The following is a 15,531-nucleotide window of genomic DNA, read 5'->3' as shown; positions in this document are numbered from 1 at the left end:
GTCACCCTTGATGCCGGCGCCGCTGCCGGCGAGGGGAACCGGGCCGCTACGAGGCCGCATCCACCTCGGCCAGGCCCTCCTCCTGTCGGGCCGGCAGGCTGTCCATGAAGGAGCTGACGGAGAACACCGCACGTCCGGGGCCGGGCGGTCCGTAGCCGGGCGGCGAGCTGAGTCCGTACTCCTCCATCGTCGAGCGATAGGCGTCGAGCAAACGGATGTGGTACTCCAGCGGCGCACCGTCCGGGTTGGTCCTGCCGAGCGGTGTCGTCGGTTCGGGGCACCAGGTGGTGAAGCGCGGGGTGATGCCGTGCGACATGAAGAACCGCAGGCCCTCGGTGGTGGAGTCGATCGCCTCCTTCACCGTGGTGAAACCGAACGGCTCGGCCATCTCCACGCCCGCGACGAAGTTGGGGATGACGTTGCGGGCACCGAAGACGTCGGCGGAGTCCAGGATGCGGCGGTGCCATTCGTCGCGGCCGACGTAGCGCTCCTTGCCGGGGCAGTAGAGCTCGAACAGCCTGGGGTCCCACACCTCGTAGTTGGGGTGGTAGATCTGCACGCCGTAGTCGTGGAAACGCTGGACGTCCGCCTTGGGCAGGGCCTGGGCGACGACCTTGCCGATCCAGCGGCCGGGGAAGCGCTCCTCGATGGCCTTGGCGTACTGACCGTAGAAGTCGGCCTCGTCCCGTCCGCCGATGTGGGAGGTGATGGCGCCGCCCGTGAGGGTGTAGGCCGTGGAGGTCTTCGCCGTGTCGTACCGGTCGATGATGGCCAGTGCCTCCAGGACCTCCTCGACGGGCTTCACTCCGGTGTAGGGACGCCCCGCCGCCTTGTGCTGGCGCCAGTTGTGGTTGATGTCGCAGTACTGGCACTCCTCCTTCGCGCCGAAGTACTGGCAGACGCGGAAGACCGTCAGGTAGACCAGGTAACCCCACTGGATCGTGGGTGCGACCTCCATGACCGACTTGCCGTTGCCGAGGGTGTGGCGGTAGTAGTCCGGCATGGGAGGCAGACCGACGTCGGAGATCCGCCGGCCGTCGAGGTACAGCCCGAGCACTCCTTCACCGTCGGCCGCCACGCGGTAGGGGGACGCCGGGTTCACGCGCACGGAGACCACGGTGCGACGCAGTTCGTACGGGCCGCCGGTGAGCACGATCTCCTCGGGCGGGCGGCGCAGCGCGGCGGCACCGAGTTCGGGAAGGGTGCCGTGGTCGAAGGAGAAGATGAAGTACGACTTGGGCTTGATGTCACCGCCCTCGTTGTCGCTGAGCGCGGACTCGTCGAAGGCGAGACCGCCGCGCAGCAGGTCCTCCTTGATGACGGCCTCCCGCGGTACGTGCGGGAACTGCTCCATCAGACGCTCGATCAGACAGGTGCGGCTCGTGTCGGTGTTGCCGGGGTCGGTGCGGCTGGGCATGTACGGGCTCCTGGGTCCGGTCGTGGCGGGGTGTTCCGGGTACGCCGTCCTGTCCAACGAACCAGGGACTCGAAGCGTTCGCGTTCTCGTCTGCGGGAACGGCCGGAACCCACCGCCTGCCCCTATGTGACCGGTGAGTAGGGTGTGGTGCCCGGGAGCCCGTCGGCCGTGCGGCCGTTCCGACGCCCCGGTGGTTGCCGCAGTCGGCCGCGGAACGGGAGTGCCTCATGCCCCGCACCATGTCCGTGTCGGACAGCATCGTGGTCCTCGCCGAACCCTCGCTCGTGTACGACCGGTTGAGCGACCCCACCGCGATGGGCAACTGGAGTCCGGAGAACCGGGGCGCCGAGGTGCTCGGTGAGCGCCGGGGCGCGTACGTCGGGATGGTCTTCGAGGGCCGGAACAAGCGCGGGGCCATGCGCTGGACGACCCGGTGCACGGTCACGGCGGCCGACCCCGGTGAACGGTTCGCCTTCCGTGTCCACGCCATCGGCGCCAAGCGGCCCCGGCTGCCGGGTGCGATCGCCACCTGGGAGTACCGCTTCGAGGCCGTGGACGGCGGCACCAGGGTCACCGAGATCTGGACGGACGACCGCCGCGCCTGGCCGGACTTCCTGGCCAACGCCTTCGACCGGGCGGCGACCCGGGGGCACACCTTCGCCACGCTCCAGCGGCTCAAGGCGGCACTGGAGGCCTCGCCGGCCGACGAGGACCCACAGGCATGACGGGTGGCCGGGCCGTCACTCGCTCCAGTGCGCGGGGCGGCTGAGCGAGGGAGAAAGCCGAGTGGCGCCGTTCCCCTTCGCCGCGTTGACCTGGGACTGTGTCAGGAAGAGCGCCCCGGTCAGGTCGGCCCCGGACAGGTCCGCGTCCCGGAAGTCCGCACCGATGAGATCGGCCAGCCGCAGGTCTGCGCCGGCGAGGTCCGCCGCGATGAGGTACGCACCGCGCAGGTCGGCGCCCCGCAGATCGGCTCCGCCGAGGCGGGCGGCGATCAGGTCCGCACCGCGGTGGCTCCGCTTCTTCTTCCGGGGCGCGGTGGCGCGTACGAGTTCGCTGGTGCGTGCCAGCAGGGCGGCGACCCCGTCGCGGTGCGCCACCACGTCGAGGTCCGCGAAGGCGTCCGCGTCGAGGCGGGTGAGACGCTCGGTCGCTTCCAGGCTGCGCCGGATCTCTCCGTGCAGGGAGCGGGCCGGTGCCAGGGAAGCGGCCTCCGTGAGGTACCAGAGCAGCTCGTGGAGCTGACGCATGAGCGGGAAGACCTGGAACATCTGCCGGGCGGTCTCCGGTGCCGTACGCCAGTCCCGGCCGCCGAAGGTCTCCCCCGACACCTTCTGGCCCGCGCCGAAGCAGTCGTACACCGTGCAGCCTGCGAAGCCTTCGGTACGCAGCCGGGTGTGGATGCCGCAGCGGAAGTCGTCCTGGAGGTTGCGGCAGGGTTTGCCCGCGTCCTTGTTGATGGCGAAGTCCGCGGACCGGGTGAGGGTCAGCGCGACGCAGCACAGTCCGAAGCAGTTGCCGCAGTCGGCGCGCAGAGCGGTACGGCCGCCACCGTCGGTACCGGGGGCTCGGTCGTTCTCGGGCACGGTACGTAAGTCCTTTGGTGTGCGTGGTTCCTGGGCGGTCGAGCCTATCCAGGTTCGGCGTTCCGCCCCGCCACGAGGTGCCCGCGACCGACGGCGGCCCCGGGGCGCCCGCCTGTCCGGAGACACTGCGGACCATAATGATGGTTAATACATCTTTTGGGAGGTGGCAACCATCGTGACGAACGCACCGGTCGACAGCATTCCGGCCCAGCGGGTCCTGACCGACCCGGCGGGTCTGACCCGGTACCAGCACGACGAGGCCGAATGGGCACCGTACGGGACACCGCTGGCCGTGGTGCGCCCGCAGAACACGCGCGAGGTGCAGGACGTGGTGCGCCATTGCATCGCCCACCGCATCCCGTTGGTACCGCGCGGTGCGGGTACCGGTCTGTCCGGGGGCGCGAACGCCGTCGACGGGGCGATCGTCCTGTCCTTCGAGGACATGAACGGCATCGTCTCCATCGACCGCGCGGAGCGGCTCGCCGTCGTCCAGCCCGGTGTGGTCAACGATGATCTGCGCGCGGCGAGCGCCGAGCACGGGCTGTGGTACCCGCCGGATCCGGCGAGTTCACCCTGGTCCACCATCGGTGGGAACGTGGCGACGAACGCCGGGGGCATGTGCTGCGTCAAGTACGGCGTGACGCGCGACTACGTTCTGGGCCTGGAGGTCGTCAACGGACTCGGCGAAGTCGTCTCGCTCGGGCGCCGGACCGCGAAGGGCGTGGCGGGCTACGACCTGGCCGGGCTGATGGTGGGCTCCGAGGGGACGCTCGGGGTGATCACGGAGATCACGGTGCGTCTGCGGCCCGCCAGGCTCCAGGAGCGGACGGTGGCGGGGTACTTCTCGTCCGTGGTCGCCGCGGGCGAGGCGGTGAGCGCCGTGACCGCGTCCGGCGTCATTCCCTCCGCGCTCGAACTCGTCGACCGCCACTGCCTCGCCGCGGTCGACGCCTGGAAGAAGATGGGCCTCTCCGCGGACGCCGACGTGGTGCTGCTCGGCCGCGTCGACACCCCCGGCGCCGAGGGCGACGCCGAGGCCGAACTCGTCCGCGACTGCTTCGAACGCGCCGGTGCGACCTGGGCCGCGGTCTCCACGGACCAGCAGGAGGCGGACGCGCTGTTCCAGGCCAGGCGGCTGGCCTATCCGGCACTGGAGCGGCTCGGCCCGGTGCTGACCGAGGACGTCTGTGTGCCGCGTACCGCGGTGCCGGAGATGCTGGCCCGGATCGAACGTACGGCCGCCCGGCACGACATCCTCGTCGCCAACATCGCGCACGCGGGAGACGGCAATCTCCATCCGCTGATCATCACGCCGCCCGGGGACGAGGCCGCGCGTGCCCGCGCCCAGCTCGCCTTCGAGGACATCCTGGACGACGCGATCGCGCTCGGCGGCACGGTGACCGGTGAACACGGGGTGGGACTGCTGAAGATGCGCGGCATGAACAAGGAACTGGGCCCGGCGGTGCTCGGCATGCACCACGCGGTCAAGGCAGCGCTCGATCCGCACGGCATCCTCAACCCGGGCAAGGTACTCGGGGGCGTCTGACCCGGTTGTCAGCGGGGCGGCGCACACTGGCACCAGTGCGGCACGGCTGAGGGGAATGGGATGAGCGCCGGGGAAGAAGAGACCGGTTTCGAACCGGCCACCGGGGAGGGCCCGCCTCCCCCGGAACCGGCCGAGCGGCGGGCCGCCTCGGTGCGGACCGCGTTCGCCGGGATGCTCCAGATCCGGCGCCTGACGAACACCGGCCCGGCGGCCCCGGAGACGGTGCCGGCGGCCTGGGAACTGCACAGGGCTGTACGGGCCGTCGCCCTGGCCCTGGAGGCATCCGGACTGACCGCGTCGGTCGTTGACGCGTCGGGCCGGCGCACGGCGACGGGGTACCGGGTGGCCGCGGGCACGTCACCGGGAACCGCACGGGTGGAGTGGCTCGGGCCGCCGGGCAGCGGCGCGGCGCACGGGGAGGAGGGTGCGCTGACCCGGTGTGCCGCGGTGTTGCGGGAGTTGGGCTGGATCGCCCTGCTCTACCGCGGACCGCGAAGCCGCCGGTTCCTGGAGGTGGAGCCGCCGTCGGGTGCGGCTCGGCCGGGCAGCCGATAAGAGGCGTGCCGCAGCGGTTACCGGGGCCCGCTGTCAGACCCATGAGAGATGCTTGCGGGTCCGACACCTCTGACCTGGAGATGCTGAGATGCGCAATGACGAACTCGCCGCGGCGCAGGCGTACGTCCGTTTACTGGAGGCGACACGGGCGGCGCTCTCCGATCCGGACGACGCCCCGCTGTACATGCCGTTGCTCGCCTCACCGATCGCCGAGGCGGACGGTGCGCTGCGCCGCGCCGGACTCTCGGGCAACGAGTCACGCTTCTTCGACCTCGTCCGTTCGCTCCGGCCCAGCATGGCGGACAGTGGGCACTGACCGGCCACCCGCTCCGCGAAGTCGTCTGCCGAACCTGTCGGCCCGGCCCGCCTCGGCTTCCCGGAGCGGGCCGGGCCCGTCTTCGGCCGGGACGCCCCGATCCGTGGTGAATTGATTCAAACCCGTTCGACCGCAGATGAAGACCGCCTGACCGCTTGACTAGTGAGCGGCATCGTACCTAGCGTACGTTCGGATGAAACGATTCACACGATCCTGACGATCACCGTCGCCGGGTGACTCTGCTTACGAGGTGTTCATGTCTGATGTGTCGGCCGTCAAGGCAGCCCTGAAGTCTCAGGTGATCGAGACCCCTTCGTGGGGCTACGGCAATTCCGGGACCCGGTTCAAGGTGTTCGCGCAGCCGGGGGTGCCGCGAGACCCGTTCGAGAAGATGGAGGACGCGGCGCAGGTCCACGCGTTCACCGGCGTCGCCCCGAAGGTGTCGCTGCACATTCCCTGGGACAAGGTCGCGGACTATGCCGCCCTGACCCGCCACGCCGAAGGCCTCGGGCTGCGGATCGGCGCCATCAACTCCAACGTCTTCCAGGACGACGACTACAAGCTCGGCTCGGTCACCCACCCCGACGCGGCGGTGCGGCGCAAGGCGACCGACCATCTGCTGGAGTGCGTCGACGTCATGGACGAGACGGGGTCACCCGATCTCAAGCTGTGGTTCTCCGACGGCACGAACTACCCCGGGCAGGATGACATCGTTGCCCGTCAGGGCCGGCTGGCCGAGGCACTGGCGGAGGTGTACGAGCGGCTCGGGGACGACCAGCGGATGCTGCTGGAGTACAAGCTCTTCGAGCCGGCCTTCTACGCGACGGACGTGCCCGACTGGGGCACGGCGTACGCGCACTGTCTCAAGCTCGGCCCGAAGGCCCAGGTCGTCGTGGACACGGGACATCACGCCCCCGGCACGAACATCGAGTTCATCGTGGCCCTGCTGCTCAGCGAGGGCCGGCTCGGCGCGTTCGACTTCAACTCCCGCTTCTACGCGGACGACGATCTGATGGTCGGGGCCGCCGACCCCTTCCAGCTCTTCCGGATCATGCACGAGGTCGTGAAGAACGCCGGTCTCCGCTCCGAGACCAACGTCAATTTCATGCTCGACCAGTGCCACAACATCGAGGCAAAGATTCCCGCGGTGATCCGGTCGGTCGCCAATGTGCAGGAGGCGACGGCAAAGGCCCTGCTGGTCGACGCGGACGCGCTCGTCGCCGCGCAGACCTCGGGCGACGTACTCGCCTCGAACGCCGTGCTGATGGACGCCTACAACACCGATGTCCGGCCGCTGCTGGCCGAGGTCCGGGAGGAACAGGGGCTGGCCGGCGACCCGTTCGCCGCCTACCTCGCCTCGGGCAACCAGGAGCGCATCGCCGCCGCCCGGGTGGGCGGCACCCAGGCCGGCTGGGGCGCCTGACCCCGGTCGCGCCCGTACGCCGCCCGTCGCCCACGCACAACCCGTCCCGAAGGAATCCTTATGACGTCCCCGACCCACGCCGAAGTCGCCGCGCTCCTGGATCGCGCTCACCGGATCGGATCCGACCCCCGCAACACGAACTACGCAGGCGGCAACACCTCGGTGAAGGCCGCGGGCTCCGACCCGGTGACCGGTGGTGAGACCGAACTCCTCTGGGTCAAGGGCTCCGGGGGCGACCTCGGCACCCTGAAGGAGGAGGGCCTCGCCGTGCTGCGCCTGGACCGGGTCCGCGCCCTCAAGGAGGTGTACCCGGGCGTGGAGCGCGAGGACGAGATGGTGGCGGCGTTCGACTACTGCCTGCACGGCAAGGGAGGCGCCGCGCCGTCGATCGACACCGCGATGCACGCCCTGGTCGAGGCGGCGCACGTCGACCATCTGCATCCGGACTCGGGGATCGCCCTGGCGTGTGCGGCCGACGGGGAGAAGCTGACCGCAGAGTGCTTCGGCGACAAGGTGGCCTGGGTGGGCTGGCGCCGGCCGGGCTTCCAGCTCGGGCTGGACATCGCCGCCGTGAAGGAGGCCCATCCGCAGGCCGTCGGCGTCGTCCTGGGCGGTCACGGAATCACCGCCTGGGGCGAGACGTCGGACGAGTGCGAGCGCAACGCCCTGTGGATGATCCGCACGGCGGAGACCTTCCTGGTGGAGCGCGGCAGGCCCGAGCCGTTCGGCCCCGTACTGCCCGGCCGGGAAGCCCTGTCCGCGCAGGAGCGCCGGGAGCGGGCGGCCGCGCTCGCCCCCGTGATCCGCGGCCTGGCGTCCACCGACCGGGCCCAGGTCGGTCACTTCACGGACGCCGAGCCGGTGCTGGACTTCCTGTCCCGCGCCGAGCACCCGCGGCTCGCCGCGCTCGGCACCTCGTGCCCGGACCACTTCCTCCGTACGAAGGTCAGCCCGCTGGTGCTCGACCTTCCCGCGGACGCGCCCGTCGCCGACGCGGTGGAACGGCTGAAGGAGCTGCACGGCGCATACCGGGAGGCGTATCGCGCGTACTACGAGCGGCACGCCGTCCCCGGCTCCCCCGCCATGCGCGGCGCGGATCCGGCGATCGTGCTCGTGCCCGGGGTCGGGATGTTCTCGTTCGGCAAGGACAAGCAGACCGCCCGCGTCGCCGGGGAGTTCTACCTCAACGCCATCAACGTGATGCGCGGCGCCGAGGCCGTCTCCACGTACGCGCCGATCGAGGAGTCCGAGAAGTTCCGGATCGAGTACTGGGAGCTGGAGGAGGCCAAGCTGCGCCGGATGCCGAAGGCGAAGCCGCTGGCCACCCGGGTCGCGCTGGTGACCGGGGCCGGTTCGGGGATCGGGCGCGCCATCGCACACCGGCTGGTGGCCGAAGGCGCCTGTGTGGTCGTCGCGGACCTGAACGCCGAGAACGCGGCCGCGGTCGCGCAGGACCTCGGCGGCCCGGACCGGGCCGTGGCCGTCACCGTCGACGTCACGCGCGAGGAGCAGATCGCGGAGGCGTTCAGGGCCGCGGTGCTCGCGTTCGGCGGTGTGGACCTCGTCGTGAACAACGCGGGGATCTCCATCTCCAAGCCGCTGCTGGAGACGACCGTGCGCGACTGGGACCTGCAGCACGACATCATGGCTCGCGGCTCGTTCCTCGTCGCACGCGAGGCCGCCCGGGTCATGCAGGCGCAGAACATCGGCGGCGACATCATCTACATCGCTTCCAAGAACGCCGTGTTCGCCGGCCCCAACAACATCGCGTACTCGGCGACCAAGGCCGACCAGGCGCATCAGGTACGACTGCTGGCGGCCGAGCTCGGCGAGCACGGGATCCGTGTCAACGGCATCAACCCGGACGGGGTGGTTCGGGGTTCGGGGATCTTCGCCGCGGGGTGGGGCGCCCAGCGGGCGGCGACGTACGGCATCGAGGAGGAGAAGCTCGGCGAGTTCTACGCCCAGCGGACCCTGCTCAAGCGCGAGGTGCTGCCCGAGCACGTCGCCAACGCCGTGTTCGCCCTGACGGGCGGCGACCTCACCCACACCACCGGTCTGCACGTTCCGGTGGACGCCGGCGTGGCAGCCGCCTTCCTGCGATGACCTGGACACGATCTCCATGGCTGTGAACTCCCTCGACACCGCGGCCGGCGAAGCGGTCTTCGCCGCCGTGGACCTCGGCGCGACCAGCGGCCGGGTGATCACCGGCCGGGTCGGGCCCGGGAGGCTCGAACTGACCGAGGCGCACCGGTTCGCCAACACACCGGTGCGCCTGCCGGACGGTCTGCGCTGGGACGTACTGGCTCTGTACCAGGGGACGCTGGACGGGCTGCGGGCGGCCGGGCGCTCGGGCCCGGTCGCCTCCATCGGCGTCGACACGTGGGCGGTGGACTACGGGCTGCTGGATGGGGACGGGGCGCTGCTGGGGCTGCCGTTCCACTACCGGGACGCGCGCAACAGCGGGGCGTCGGAGCGGCTGCCGGACGGCTGTGGCGAGCGGGAGCTGTACGCGGTCAGCGGACTGCAGCACCTGCCGTTCAACACGGTCTTCCAGCTCCTCGCACACCGTACGACCGCCCAGTGGGGTGCTGCACGGACGCTGCTGCTGATGCCCGACCTGCTGGTGCACTGGCTGACCGGGTCGGTGGGTGCGGAGATCACGAACGCGTCGACGACCGGGCTGTTCGACGCGCGCAGCGGTGACTGGTCCGATGCGTTGATCGGGCGGTTGGGGCTGGAGCGGTCGCTCTTCCCCACGCTGCGTGAGCCGGGCGATCCGGCGGGGACGCTGCTGCCGCACGTCGCCGAGTTCACCGGTCTGCCGGCGGGCACTCCGGTGACGACGGTCGCCTCGCACGACACGGCATCGGCGGTCGCGGCAGTCCCGGCCACGGAAGCGGAGTTCGCGTACATCTCCTGCGGCACCTGGTCGCTGGCCGGGCTCGAACTGGATGCTCCGGTGCTGTCCGAGGAGTCCCGGGCGGCGAACTTCACCAATGAGCGCGGGGTGGACGGCACGGTTCGCTTTCTCCGCAACATCATGGGGATGTGGCTGCTGGAGGAGTGCCGCCGAGTGTGGGACCGCGCGGGCAAGCCCCTCGGCCTGGCGGGTCTGCTCGCCGACGCAGCTGCTTCGGAGCCGTTCGCCGCGGTGATCGACCCGGACGACACTTCGTTCCTGGCACCGGGTGACATGCCGGCCCGCATCGATGCGTATCTGCTGCGAACGGGGCAGGCGCCGCCGCGGACTCCCGGTGGGTACGTGCGCTGTGTGCTGGAAAGTCTGGCGCTGGCCCATCGCAGGACGTTGCGCAGGGCCTCCGGGCTCGCCGGGCGCGAGCCGGTACGGATCCACCTGGTCGGCGGCGGTTCGCGCAACGAGCTGCTGTGCCAGTGGACAGCCGACGCGAGCGGGCTTCCGGTGACGGCGGGGCCGGCGGAGGCGACGGCTCTCGGCAACATCCTGCTGCAGGCCCGTGCCCATGGTCTGGTGGGTGACCTCGCCGGTCTGCGACGGCTGGTCGCCGGTACCCAGGAACTGCGGCATTACGAGCCGCGGGGGAACCGACGCGACTGGGACCGTGCGGAGGCCCGGCTCGGATCGAGGCACGAGCGCGTGGACACCGGGACGGGGGGAGACAGGGCCTGATCCACAGCCGGTGGTGTCCCGCGCCGGCCGGGCGGCCGCCGCGGGACACCAGGTCAGATGCCGAGCGTGTGCCCGGTCGTCGCGTCCACGTGGTGCGGGACCTCCTCGTGGCGATCGCCCACGGTCGGTGTCCCGGTGGGCTCGAACATGAGGATGGCGGCGCCGGACGGAGCGTGCGGCTTGTGCTCCGTGCCCCGGGGAACGGTGAAGACCGTGCCCCGGGGCAGGCGGACCGTGCGCTCCCCGCCGGGCTCGCGAAGGGAGATGTGCAGCTCGCCCTCCAGCACCAGGAAGAACTCGTCGGTGTCGTCGTGGACGTGCCAGACGTGCTCGCCCGCGACCTTGGCGACGCGGACGTCGTAGTCGTTGACGCGCTGGACGATGCGGGGGCTCCACAGGGCGTCGAAGGAAGCCAGCGCCTTGTCGAGAGGGAGCGGTTGGTTGCTCATGAGCTCATCCTGAGTCGTCGTGCGTGGCCGGCACCAGTGCTTCGACTCGCACATGCGAGGTGAGTCCCGCTTCGAGACCGTCGCGCGGCGCAGCGGGCTAGGCACGGCTGCCGACTTGCGCACGCCGATGTGCCGCGAGACCGGCATCACTCCGTCGGCGTACAAGAGGTTCGGGCCGGAGGTGAAGTGACAGCGCGCGGATGCCGTCCGCCTCAGCCGGTTGACCCTGCTGCGGGGCCGAGACCGAGCTCGCCGTCACCCAGCGGTGCGAAGTGGCGGGCCACGTCCTCGTCGGTGACCTCGGCGAGATCGGCCGGGCTCCACCGGGGGTTCCGGTCCTTGTCGATGATCTGGGCGCGCACGCCCTCCACCAGGTCGGGCCGGGTGAAGGCGGTGGACGAGACGCGGAATTCCTGGTCGAGGGCCGCTTCCAGGCTGTCCAGGCGACGGGCGCGGCGGACGGCGGTGAGCGTCACCTTGAGTGCCGTCGGCGACTTGGCCAGGATCGTCGCCGCGGCCTGCTTCGCGGCAGGCACCCCGCACCCGTCGAGGCGTTCGACGATGTCCTCGACCGTGTCAGCCGCGTAGCACGTGTCGATCCAGTCGCGGTGCCCTGCCAGCTCTCCGGCGGGGGCGGCGGCGGCGTACCGCTCCGCCGTCGCGACGACGGCCTCGGGTGAGACGCACGTGTCGAGTGCGGCGACCAGCGCGGGCAGGTCCTGTGACGGTACGAAGTGGTCGGCGAGGCCGCACAGCAGCGCGTCGGCCGCTCCGACCGCGTCGCCGGTGAGCGCCAGGTGCACACCGAGTTCGCCGGGGGCCGCACCGAGCAGGTACGTGCCGCCGACGTCGGGAACGAAGCCGATGCCGGTCTCGGGCATGGCGAGGCGGGAGCGCTCCGTGACGACTCGAAGGGAACCGTGGGCCGATACGCCGACCCCGCCGCCCATCACGATGCCGTCCATGAGGGCGACGTATGGCTTGGAGAAACGGGCGATCCGGGCGTTGAGCCGGTACTCGTCACGCCAGAAGTCCAGTGATGCCCGGCCTCCGGCCAGGGCGTCCTCGCGGATGGACCGGATGTCGCCGCCCGCGCACAGCCCGCGCTCCCCCGCACCGGTGAGCAGCACCGCGACGACCGAGGCGTCCTGTTCCGCCGCGTCCAGGGCCTCCCTCATGTGCCGCACCATGGCGTGGTTCAGAGCGTTCAGGGCCCGCGGCCGGTTCAGCGTGATGTGGCGGACGCGTCCCCCGGTGTGCAGCAGGACGGAATCCTCGTGGTTCATGCGTGCGCTCCGGTCAGCCCCAGTGCCGTACCGTCCGCCGGTCACGGACGATCTTCCGCTGCCATTGTGCGCGGCGGTCCGGGGTGCGCGGCATGAGGCGGCGCACCCTACGACCCGTTCCCGCTGTGGCAGCCGTGCCGAACCCGCCAGACAATTGAGTCACGCCGTAACGGCAGCCCCGCCGGACGATCCTCGGAGCACGAATGACCGATCACGACCGGCCACCGTTCATCCCCGTCCCGCCCCGCCTCCTGGTCGAGAAAACCCACAACAGCGAGACGGCGACGGCGGAGCGGCTTGCCATGAACCGCACCGGCAGTTTCGAGTGGGACCTCGACGCCCGGACGCTGGACATCGACGAGGCCGGGCTACTGGTCTTCGGCCTGGACCCGCCCGCTTTCGACTCCCGGCCGGAGTCCCTGATGGAGCTCCTCGACCCGGCGGAGCGGATCCGTCTCGATGTGGCGATCGACGAGGCCATCAAGGGCGGGAGCACCTCGTACAGCATGCACTTCCGGGTTCCGCTGCACGACGGCGGTGATCAGTGGACCCATGTCCAGGCGCGCATCCTGCGCGGCACCGACGGGCGGGCGCACCGGGTGATCGGCCTGGTGCGGGACGCGACGGCGGAAGTCACCCATTCGGCCTTCGTGCTGGATCTGGAAAAACGGCGTCAGCGACAGACCGACATAGTTGAACGAACAACCAGCGCGTTGTCGCGAGCGGTGACCGTGGACGATGTCACCGCTGCGCTGACCGGACCGGGCGGGCTTGCACGACTGGGCGCCGACGGGCTCGCGCTCGGCCTGCTGGACAACACCGCACTCAATGTCATCGCGCTGAGCGGCGACTCGCTGGAGGTCGTCGACGAGCTGGGCTCGGGCCGGCTCGATCCGAAGTTCCCGCTGGCCGACACCGTCCTCAGCGGACGGCCACGCTTCGTGAGCTCACTCGGCGCGCTCACCCGGCGCTACCCGATACTGGAACCGTTCGTGGGACAGCTCAAGTTCCAGGCGGCGGCCTATCTGCCGCTCGTCGCCCAGGCGCGGACCCTCGGCGGGCTGGCGCTCTTCTACCGCGAGCGCACCGCCTTCACCGCCGACGAACGTAACCTCTGCCTGGGGCTCGCCGCGATCGTCGCCCAGTCCCTCCAACGGGCCACGCTCTTCGACGAGGAACGCGAATTCGCCACGGGCCTCCAGTCAGCGATGCTGCCCCGCCGGATCCAGGACATCGAGGGCGGCGAGATCGCCGTCCGCTACCACGCCGCATGGAGCGGCCGTCAGGTCGGGGGCGACTGGTACGACGTGATCGCCCTGCCCAAGGGCCGCTTCGGCATCGTGGTCGGTGACGTGCAGGGCCACGACACGCATGCAGCGGCGATCATGGGCCAGCTGCGCATCGCGCTGCGTGCGTACGCCGCCGAGGGACATCCGCCGTCGACGGTGCTAGCCCGGGCCTCACGGTTCCTCGCCGAGCTGGACACGGACCGGTTCGCCACCTGTACCTACGCCCAGGTCGATCTGGCGACCGGCACGGTGCGGGTGGTACGGGCAGGCCATTTCGGCCCTCTGATCCGGCACATGGACGGCCGGGTCGGCACCCCGCAGGTACGCGGCGGCGTCCCGCTGGGCATCGCGACCGACTTCGACGACGAGGAGTTCCCGGAGACCCGGCTGGACCTGGTTCCCGGCGAGACGCTGGTCCTGTACACCGACGGACTCGTGGAGGAACCGGGCGCCGACATCGATGCGGGGGTGCGCACGCTCATCAACGAGGTCAGCGCGGGGCCGGCGGGTGCCGAGGCGCTTGCGGACCATCTGTCGGACCGGCTGTGGGAGCGCTGGGGCTCGGGTGACGACGTCGCGCTGCTGGTGCTGCGGCGAAGCCCCGACCCGGGCTCCCCACGGGCGCCGCGGCTCCATCAGTACATCCATCAGGCTGATCCGGAGGGGCTCTCCGACGCCCGGACGATCGTGCGCCAGGCCCTGACCGACTGGAACATGGCCGAACTCGCGGACGACGCCGAGCTGGTGACCGGTGAACTGCTGGTGAATGTGCTACTGCACACGGAGGGCGGGGCGGTGCTCACCCTTGAGGTGCTCCCGGAACCGGTGCGCCGGGTCCGCCTGTCGGTGCAGGACCGCTCCAGCGCATGGCCCCGGCGCCGGACCCCCGGCGAGACCGCGACCTCGGGCCGGGGACTGCTGCTGCTGGACGCCGTCGCGACCCGGTGGGGCATCGAACCCCGCGGCGAGGGGAAGGCGGTCTGGTGCGAGATCGGCCCGGCGGCGGCGCCCGCGCCCGGCCCGGTGCGCAAGGACGCCGCGGAGCCGGCGGACCCCGTCGGCCCAGGCGACTCGGACCGTCCCGGCTCCATGGGCGGAAAGCGGTGAGCGGAAAGCGGGCAGCACTGAGGGGCAGCGCTGAGGGGCGTGCCGTCTCGTCCCACAGGACACGGCACGCCCCTCGGCAGGGGCCCGGGCGCGCTGGGCGCGCCCGGGCCACCGGACTACGTCAGTGCTGCGCGGTGCGGCGCTTGCGCACGGACCACATGATGCCGCCACCGGCCAGCAGCACGGCGACAGCCGCACCACCGATGATCGGCGTGGCGGACGACGAACCGGTCTCGGCCAGATCCGGCGAGCTGGGGCTCGGCGTGGCTGCGGCGGGCGCAGACGACGAGGCGGACTCGCTGGGAGTGGCGGTCGGCGTGGGCGTCGCCGTGGTGGGCGTCTCGGACGGCTTCGTCTCGGTCGGCGTCGGCTTGGGCTCCTGCGGCGTCTCCTTGCACACCAGCGCCTGCTTGGACTCGTCGCGCGAGTACTGCTCGCCGTCACCGGCCTTGACGACCAGACGGACCGTCAGCGCCTTGTCGTGCTCGGGCAGTGCGATCTTCTTGTCCAGCCCCTTGCCGAAGGTCTCCGTCGGCAGGAGGTCCTTTCCGTCGACGGTGACGGTCACCTGGTTGGTGACGTCATCGTTGTACGCGGACAGGTGCAGGCTCACTTCGGTACAGGTCACGTCCCAGGTGGGGGTGTGAGCTGCGGCCGGACCGGCGGTCAGAACCGCACCGGTCAGACCGACAACCGCAGCGGCGGCGAGGGTTCCCGCAGCACGCCACGATCTCCTGGGTATGGTCATGGATTCTTCCTCCGCAAATGTTTCATCGCCCGAATGGCGGTGGGGCGCACAGTACTGCCCTCTTCCCCCTTGTGTGCACCCGCCCCACAGACCATTCGACGTACAACTGGCCGCACATCGTCGTCGGTTGGGGCAACACGGACAGGATACCGGCGCC

The 15,531-nt window shown here is 70.8% G+C and carries 13 protein-coding genes and 1 pseudogene; 9 read left to right on the top strand and 5 right to left on the bottom strand.

What is annotated here, in order from left to right:
* Positions 1-46: 46 nt before the first annotated feature.
* Entirely contained in the window at positions 47-1,417 is a 1,371-nt protein-coding gene (locus ACIBJG_RS31190; protein ID WP_399312563.1) for a radical SAM protein, read from the bottom strand.
* A gap of 227 nt (positions 1,418-1,644) precedes the next feature.
* Here ACIBJG_RS31190 and ACIBJG_RS31185 point away from each other — a divergent pair, with 227 nt between their 5' ends.
* A complete protein-coding gene (locus ACIBJG_RS31185; RefSeq protein WP_399312561.1) occupies positions 1,645-2,142 on the top strand; it encodes an SRPBCC family protein in 498 nt (165 codons plus the stop codon).
* A 15-nt stretch (positions 2,143-2,157) separates the two neighbouring features.
* Here ACIBJG_RS31185 and ACIBJG_RS31180 read toward each other — a convergent pair whose 3' ends face one another.
* On the bottom strand, positions 2,158-3,003 hold the full coding sequence (locus ACIBJG_RS31180; RefSeq protein WP_399312559.1) for a pentapeptide repeat-containing protein: 846 nt from the start codon (positions 3,001-3,003) through the stop codon (positions 2,158-2,160).
* A gap of 175 nt (positions 3,004-3,178) precedes the next feature.
* On the opposite strand from ACIBJG_RS31180, the gene ACIBJG_RS31175 reads away from it, so the two are divergent.
* The 6 genes from ACIBJG_RS31175 to ACIBJG_RS31150 all read left to right on the top strand — a co-directional run bounded on the left by ACIBJG_RS31175 (position 3,179) and on the right by ACIBJG_RS31150 (position 10,495).
* Positions 3,179-4,549 carry an FAD-binding oxidoreductase gene (locus ACIBJG_RS31175; protein ID WP_399312557.1) on the top strand — a complete coding sequence of 457 codons (1,371 nt, stop codon included), beginning with the start codon at positions 3,179-3,181 and terminating at the stop codon, positions 4,547-4,549.
* Between the two features lie 60 nt (positions 4,550-4,609).
* Complete coding sequence (locus ACIBJG_RS31170; protein ID WP_399312555.1) at positions 4,610-5,104, top strand: hypothetical protein; 495 nt, start codon at positions 4,610-4,612, stop codon at positions 5,102-5,104.
* 88 nt (positions 5,105-5,192) lie between these two features.
* Entirely contained in the window at positions 5,193-5,420 is a 228-nt protein-coding gene (locus tag ACIBJG_RS31165; protein ID WP_399312554.1) for a hypothetical protein, read from the top strand.
* Positions 5,421-5,676: 256 nt separating this feature from the next.
* Positions 5,677-6,843 (top strand): L-rhamnose isomerase, encoded by a 1,167-nt coding sequence (gene rhaI / locus ACIBJG_RS31160; protein ID WP_399312552.1) that lies wholly within the window; start codon positions 5,677-5,679, stop codon positions 6,841-6,843.
* Between the two features lie 60 nt (positions 6,844-6,903).
* On the top strand, positions 6,904-8,949 hold the full coding sequence (locus tag ACIBJG_RS31155; protein WP_399312551.1) for a bifunctional aldolase/short-chain dehydrogenase: 2,046 nt from the start codon (positions 6,904-6,906) through the stop codon (positions 8,947-8,949).
* A gap of 16 nt (positions 8,950-8,965) precedes the next feature.
* The gene (locus ACIBJG_RS31150) at positions 8,966-10,495 is read left to right on the top strand and encodes a rhamnulokinase family protein (protein ID WP_399312549.1); all 1,530 of its coding nucleotides are present in this window, start codon (positions 8,966-8,968) and stop codon (positions 10,493-10,495) included.
* Between the two features lie 53 nt (positions 10,496-10,548).
* On the opposite strand, the gene ACIBJG_RS31145 is transcribed toward ACIBJG_RS31150, so the two are convergent.
* The gene (locus tag ACIBJG_RS31145; RefSeq protein WP_399312546.1) at positions 10,549-10,944 is read right to left on the bottom strand and encodes a cupin domain-containing protein; all 396 of its coding nucleotides are present in this window, start codon (positions 10,942-10,944) and stop codon (positions 10,549-10,551) included.
* Positions 10,945-10,999: 55 nt separating this feature from the next.
* On the opposite strand from ACIBJG_RS31145, the pseudogene ACIBJG_RS31140 reads away from it, so the two are divergent.
* A pseudogene (locus ACIBJG_RS31140) lies at positions 11,000-11,134 on the top strand (AraC family transcriptional regulator); the annotation flags it as partial.
* Positions 11,135-11,156: 22 nt separating this feature from the next.
* Here the strand turns inward: ACIBJG_RS31140 and ACIBJG_RS31135 are convergent.
* A complete protein-coding gene (locus ACIBJG_RS31135; RefSeq protein ID WP_399312545.1) occupies positions 11,157-12,230 on the bottom strand; it encodes an enoyl-CoA hydratase/isomerase family protein in 1,074 nt (357 codons plus the stop codon).
* A gap of 203 nt (positions 12,231-12,433) precedes the next feature.
* On the opposite strand from ACIBJG_RS31135, the gene ACIBJG_RS31130 reads away from it, so the two are divergent.
* Complete coding sequence (locus tag ACIBJG_RS31130) at positions 12,434-14,626, top strand: SpoIIE family protein phosphatase (protein WP_399312543.1); 2,193 nt, start codon at positions 12,434-12,436, stop codon at positions 14,624-14,626.
* A 121-nt stretch (positions 14,627-14,747) separates the two neighbouring features.
* Here ACIBJG_RS31130 and ACIBJG_RS31125 read toward each other — a convergent pair whose 3' ends face one another.
* Positions 14,748-15,374, bottom strand: coding sequence for an LAETG motif-containing sortase-dependent surface protein (locus tag ACIBJG_RS31125; RefSeq protein WP_399312541.1), 627 nt, complete (start codon positions 15,372-15,374; stop codon positions 14,748-14,750).
* Positions 15,375-15,531: the final 157 nt, after the last annotated feature.

This window comes from Streptomyces sp. NPDC050422 (assembly GCF_044458665.1).
Classification (GTDB): Bacteria; Actinomycetota; Actinomycetes; order Streptomycetales; family Streptomycetaceae; genus Streptomyces.
This window is presented reverse-complemented; position numbering and strand designations above follow the sequence as displayed.

Excerpts from the sequence above, each read along its gene's own strand:
- ACIBJG_RS31190 (WP_399312563.1), bottom strand. The coding sequence starts at position 1,417 with ATGCCCAGCCGCACCGACCCCGGCAACACCGACACGAGCCGCACCTGT.
- ACIBJG_RS31185 (WP_399312561.1), top strand. The coding sequence starts at position 1,645 with ATGCCCCGCACCATGTCCGTGTCGGACAGCATCGTGGTCCTCGCCGAA.
- ACIBJG_RS31170 (WP_399312555.1), top strand. The coding sequence starts at position 4,610 with ATGAGCGCCGGGGAAGAAGAGACCGGTTTCGAACCGGCCACCGGGGAG.
- ACIBJG_RS31165 (WP_399312554.1), top strand. The coding sequence starts at position 5,193 with ATGCGCAATGACGAACTCGCCGCGGCGCAGGCGTACGTCCGTTTACTG.
- rhaI (WP_399312552.1), top strand. The coding sequence starts at position 5,677 with ATGTCTGATGTGTCGGCCGTCAAGGCAGCCCTGAAGTCTCAGGTGATC.
- ACIBJG_RS31155 (WP_399312551.1), top strand. The coding sequence starts at position 6,904 with ATGACGTCCCCGACCCACGCCGAAGTCGCCGCGCTCCTGGATCGCGCT.
- ACIBJG_RS31150 (WP_399312549.1), top strand. The coding sequence starts at position 8,966 with ATGGCTGTGAACTCCCTCGACACCGCGGCCGGCGAAGCGGTCTTCGCC.
- ACIBJG_RS31145 (WP_399312546.1), bottom strand. The coding sequence starts at position 10,944 with ATGAGCAACCAACCGCTCCCTCTCGACAAGGCGCTGGCTTCCTTCGAC.
- ACIBJG_RS31135 (WP_399312545.1), bottom strand. The coding sequence starts at position 12,230 with ATGAACCACGAGGATTCCGTCCTGCTGCACACCGGGGGACGCGTCCGC.
- ACIBJG_RS31130 (WP_399312543.1), top strand. The coding sequence starts at position 12,434 with ATGACCGATCACGACCGGCCACCGTTCATCCCCGTCCCGCCCCGCCTC.
- ACIBJG_RS31125 (WP_399312541.1), bottom strand. The coding sequence starts at position 15,374 with ATGACCATACCCAGGAGATCGTGGCGTGCTGCGGGAACCCTCGCCGCC.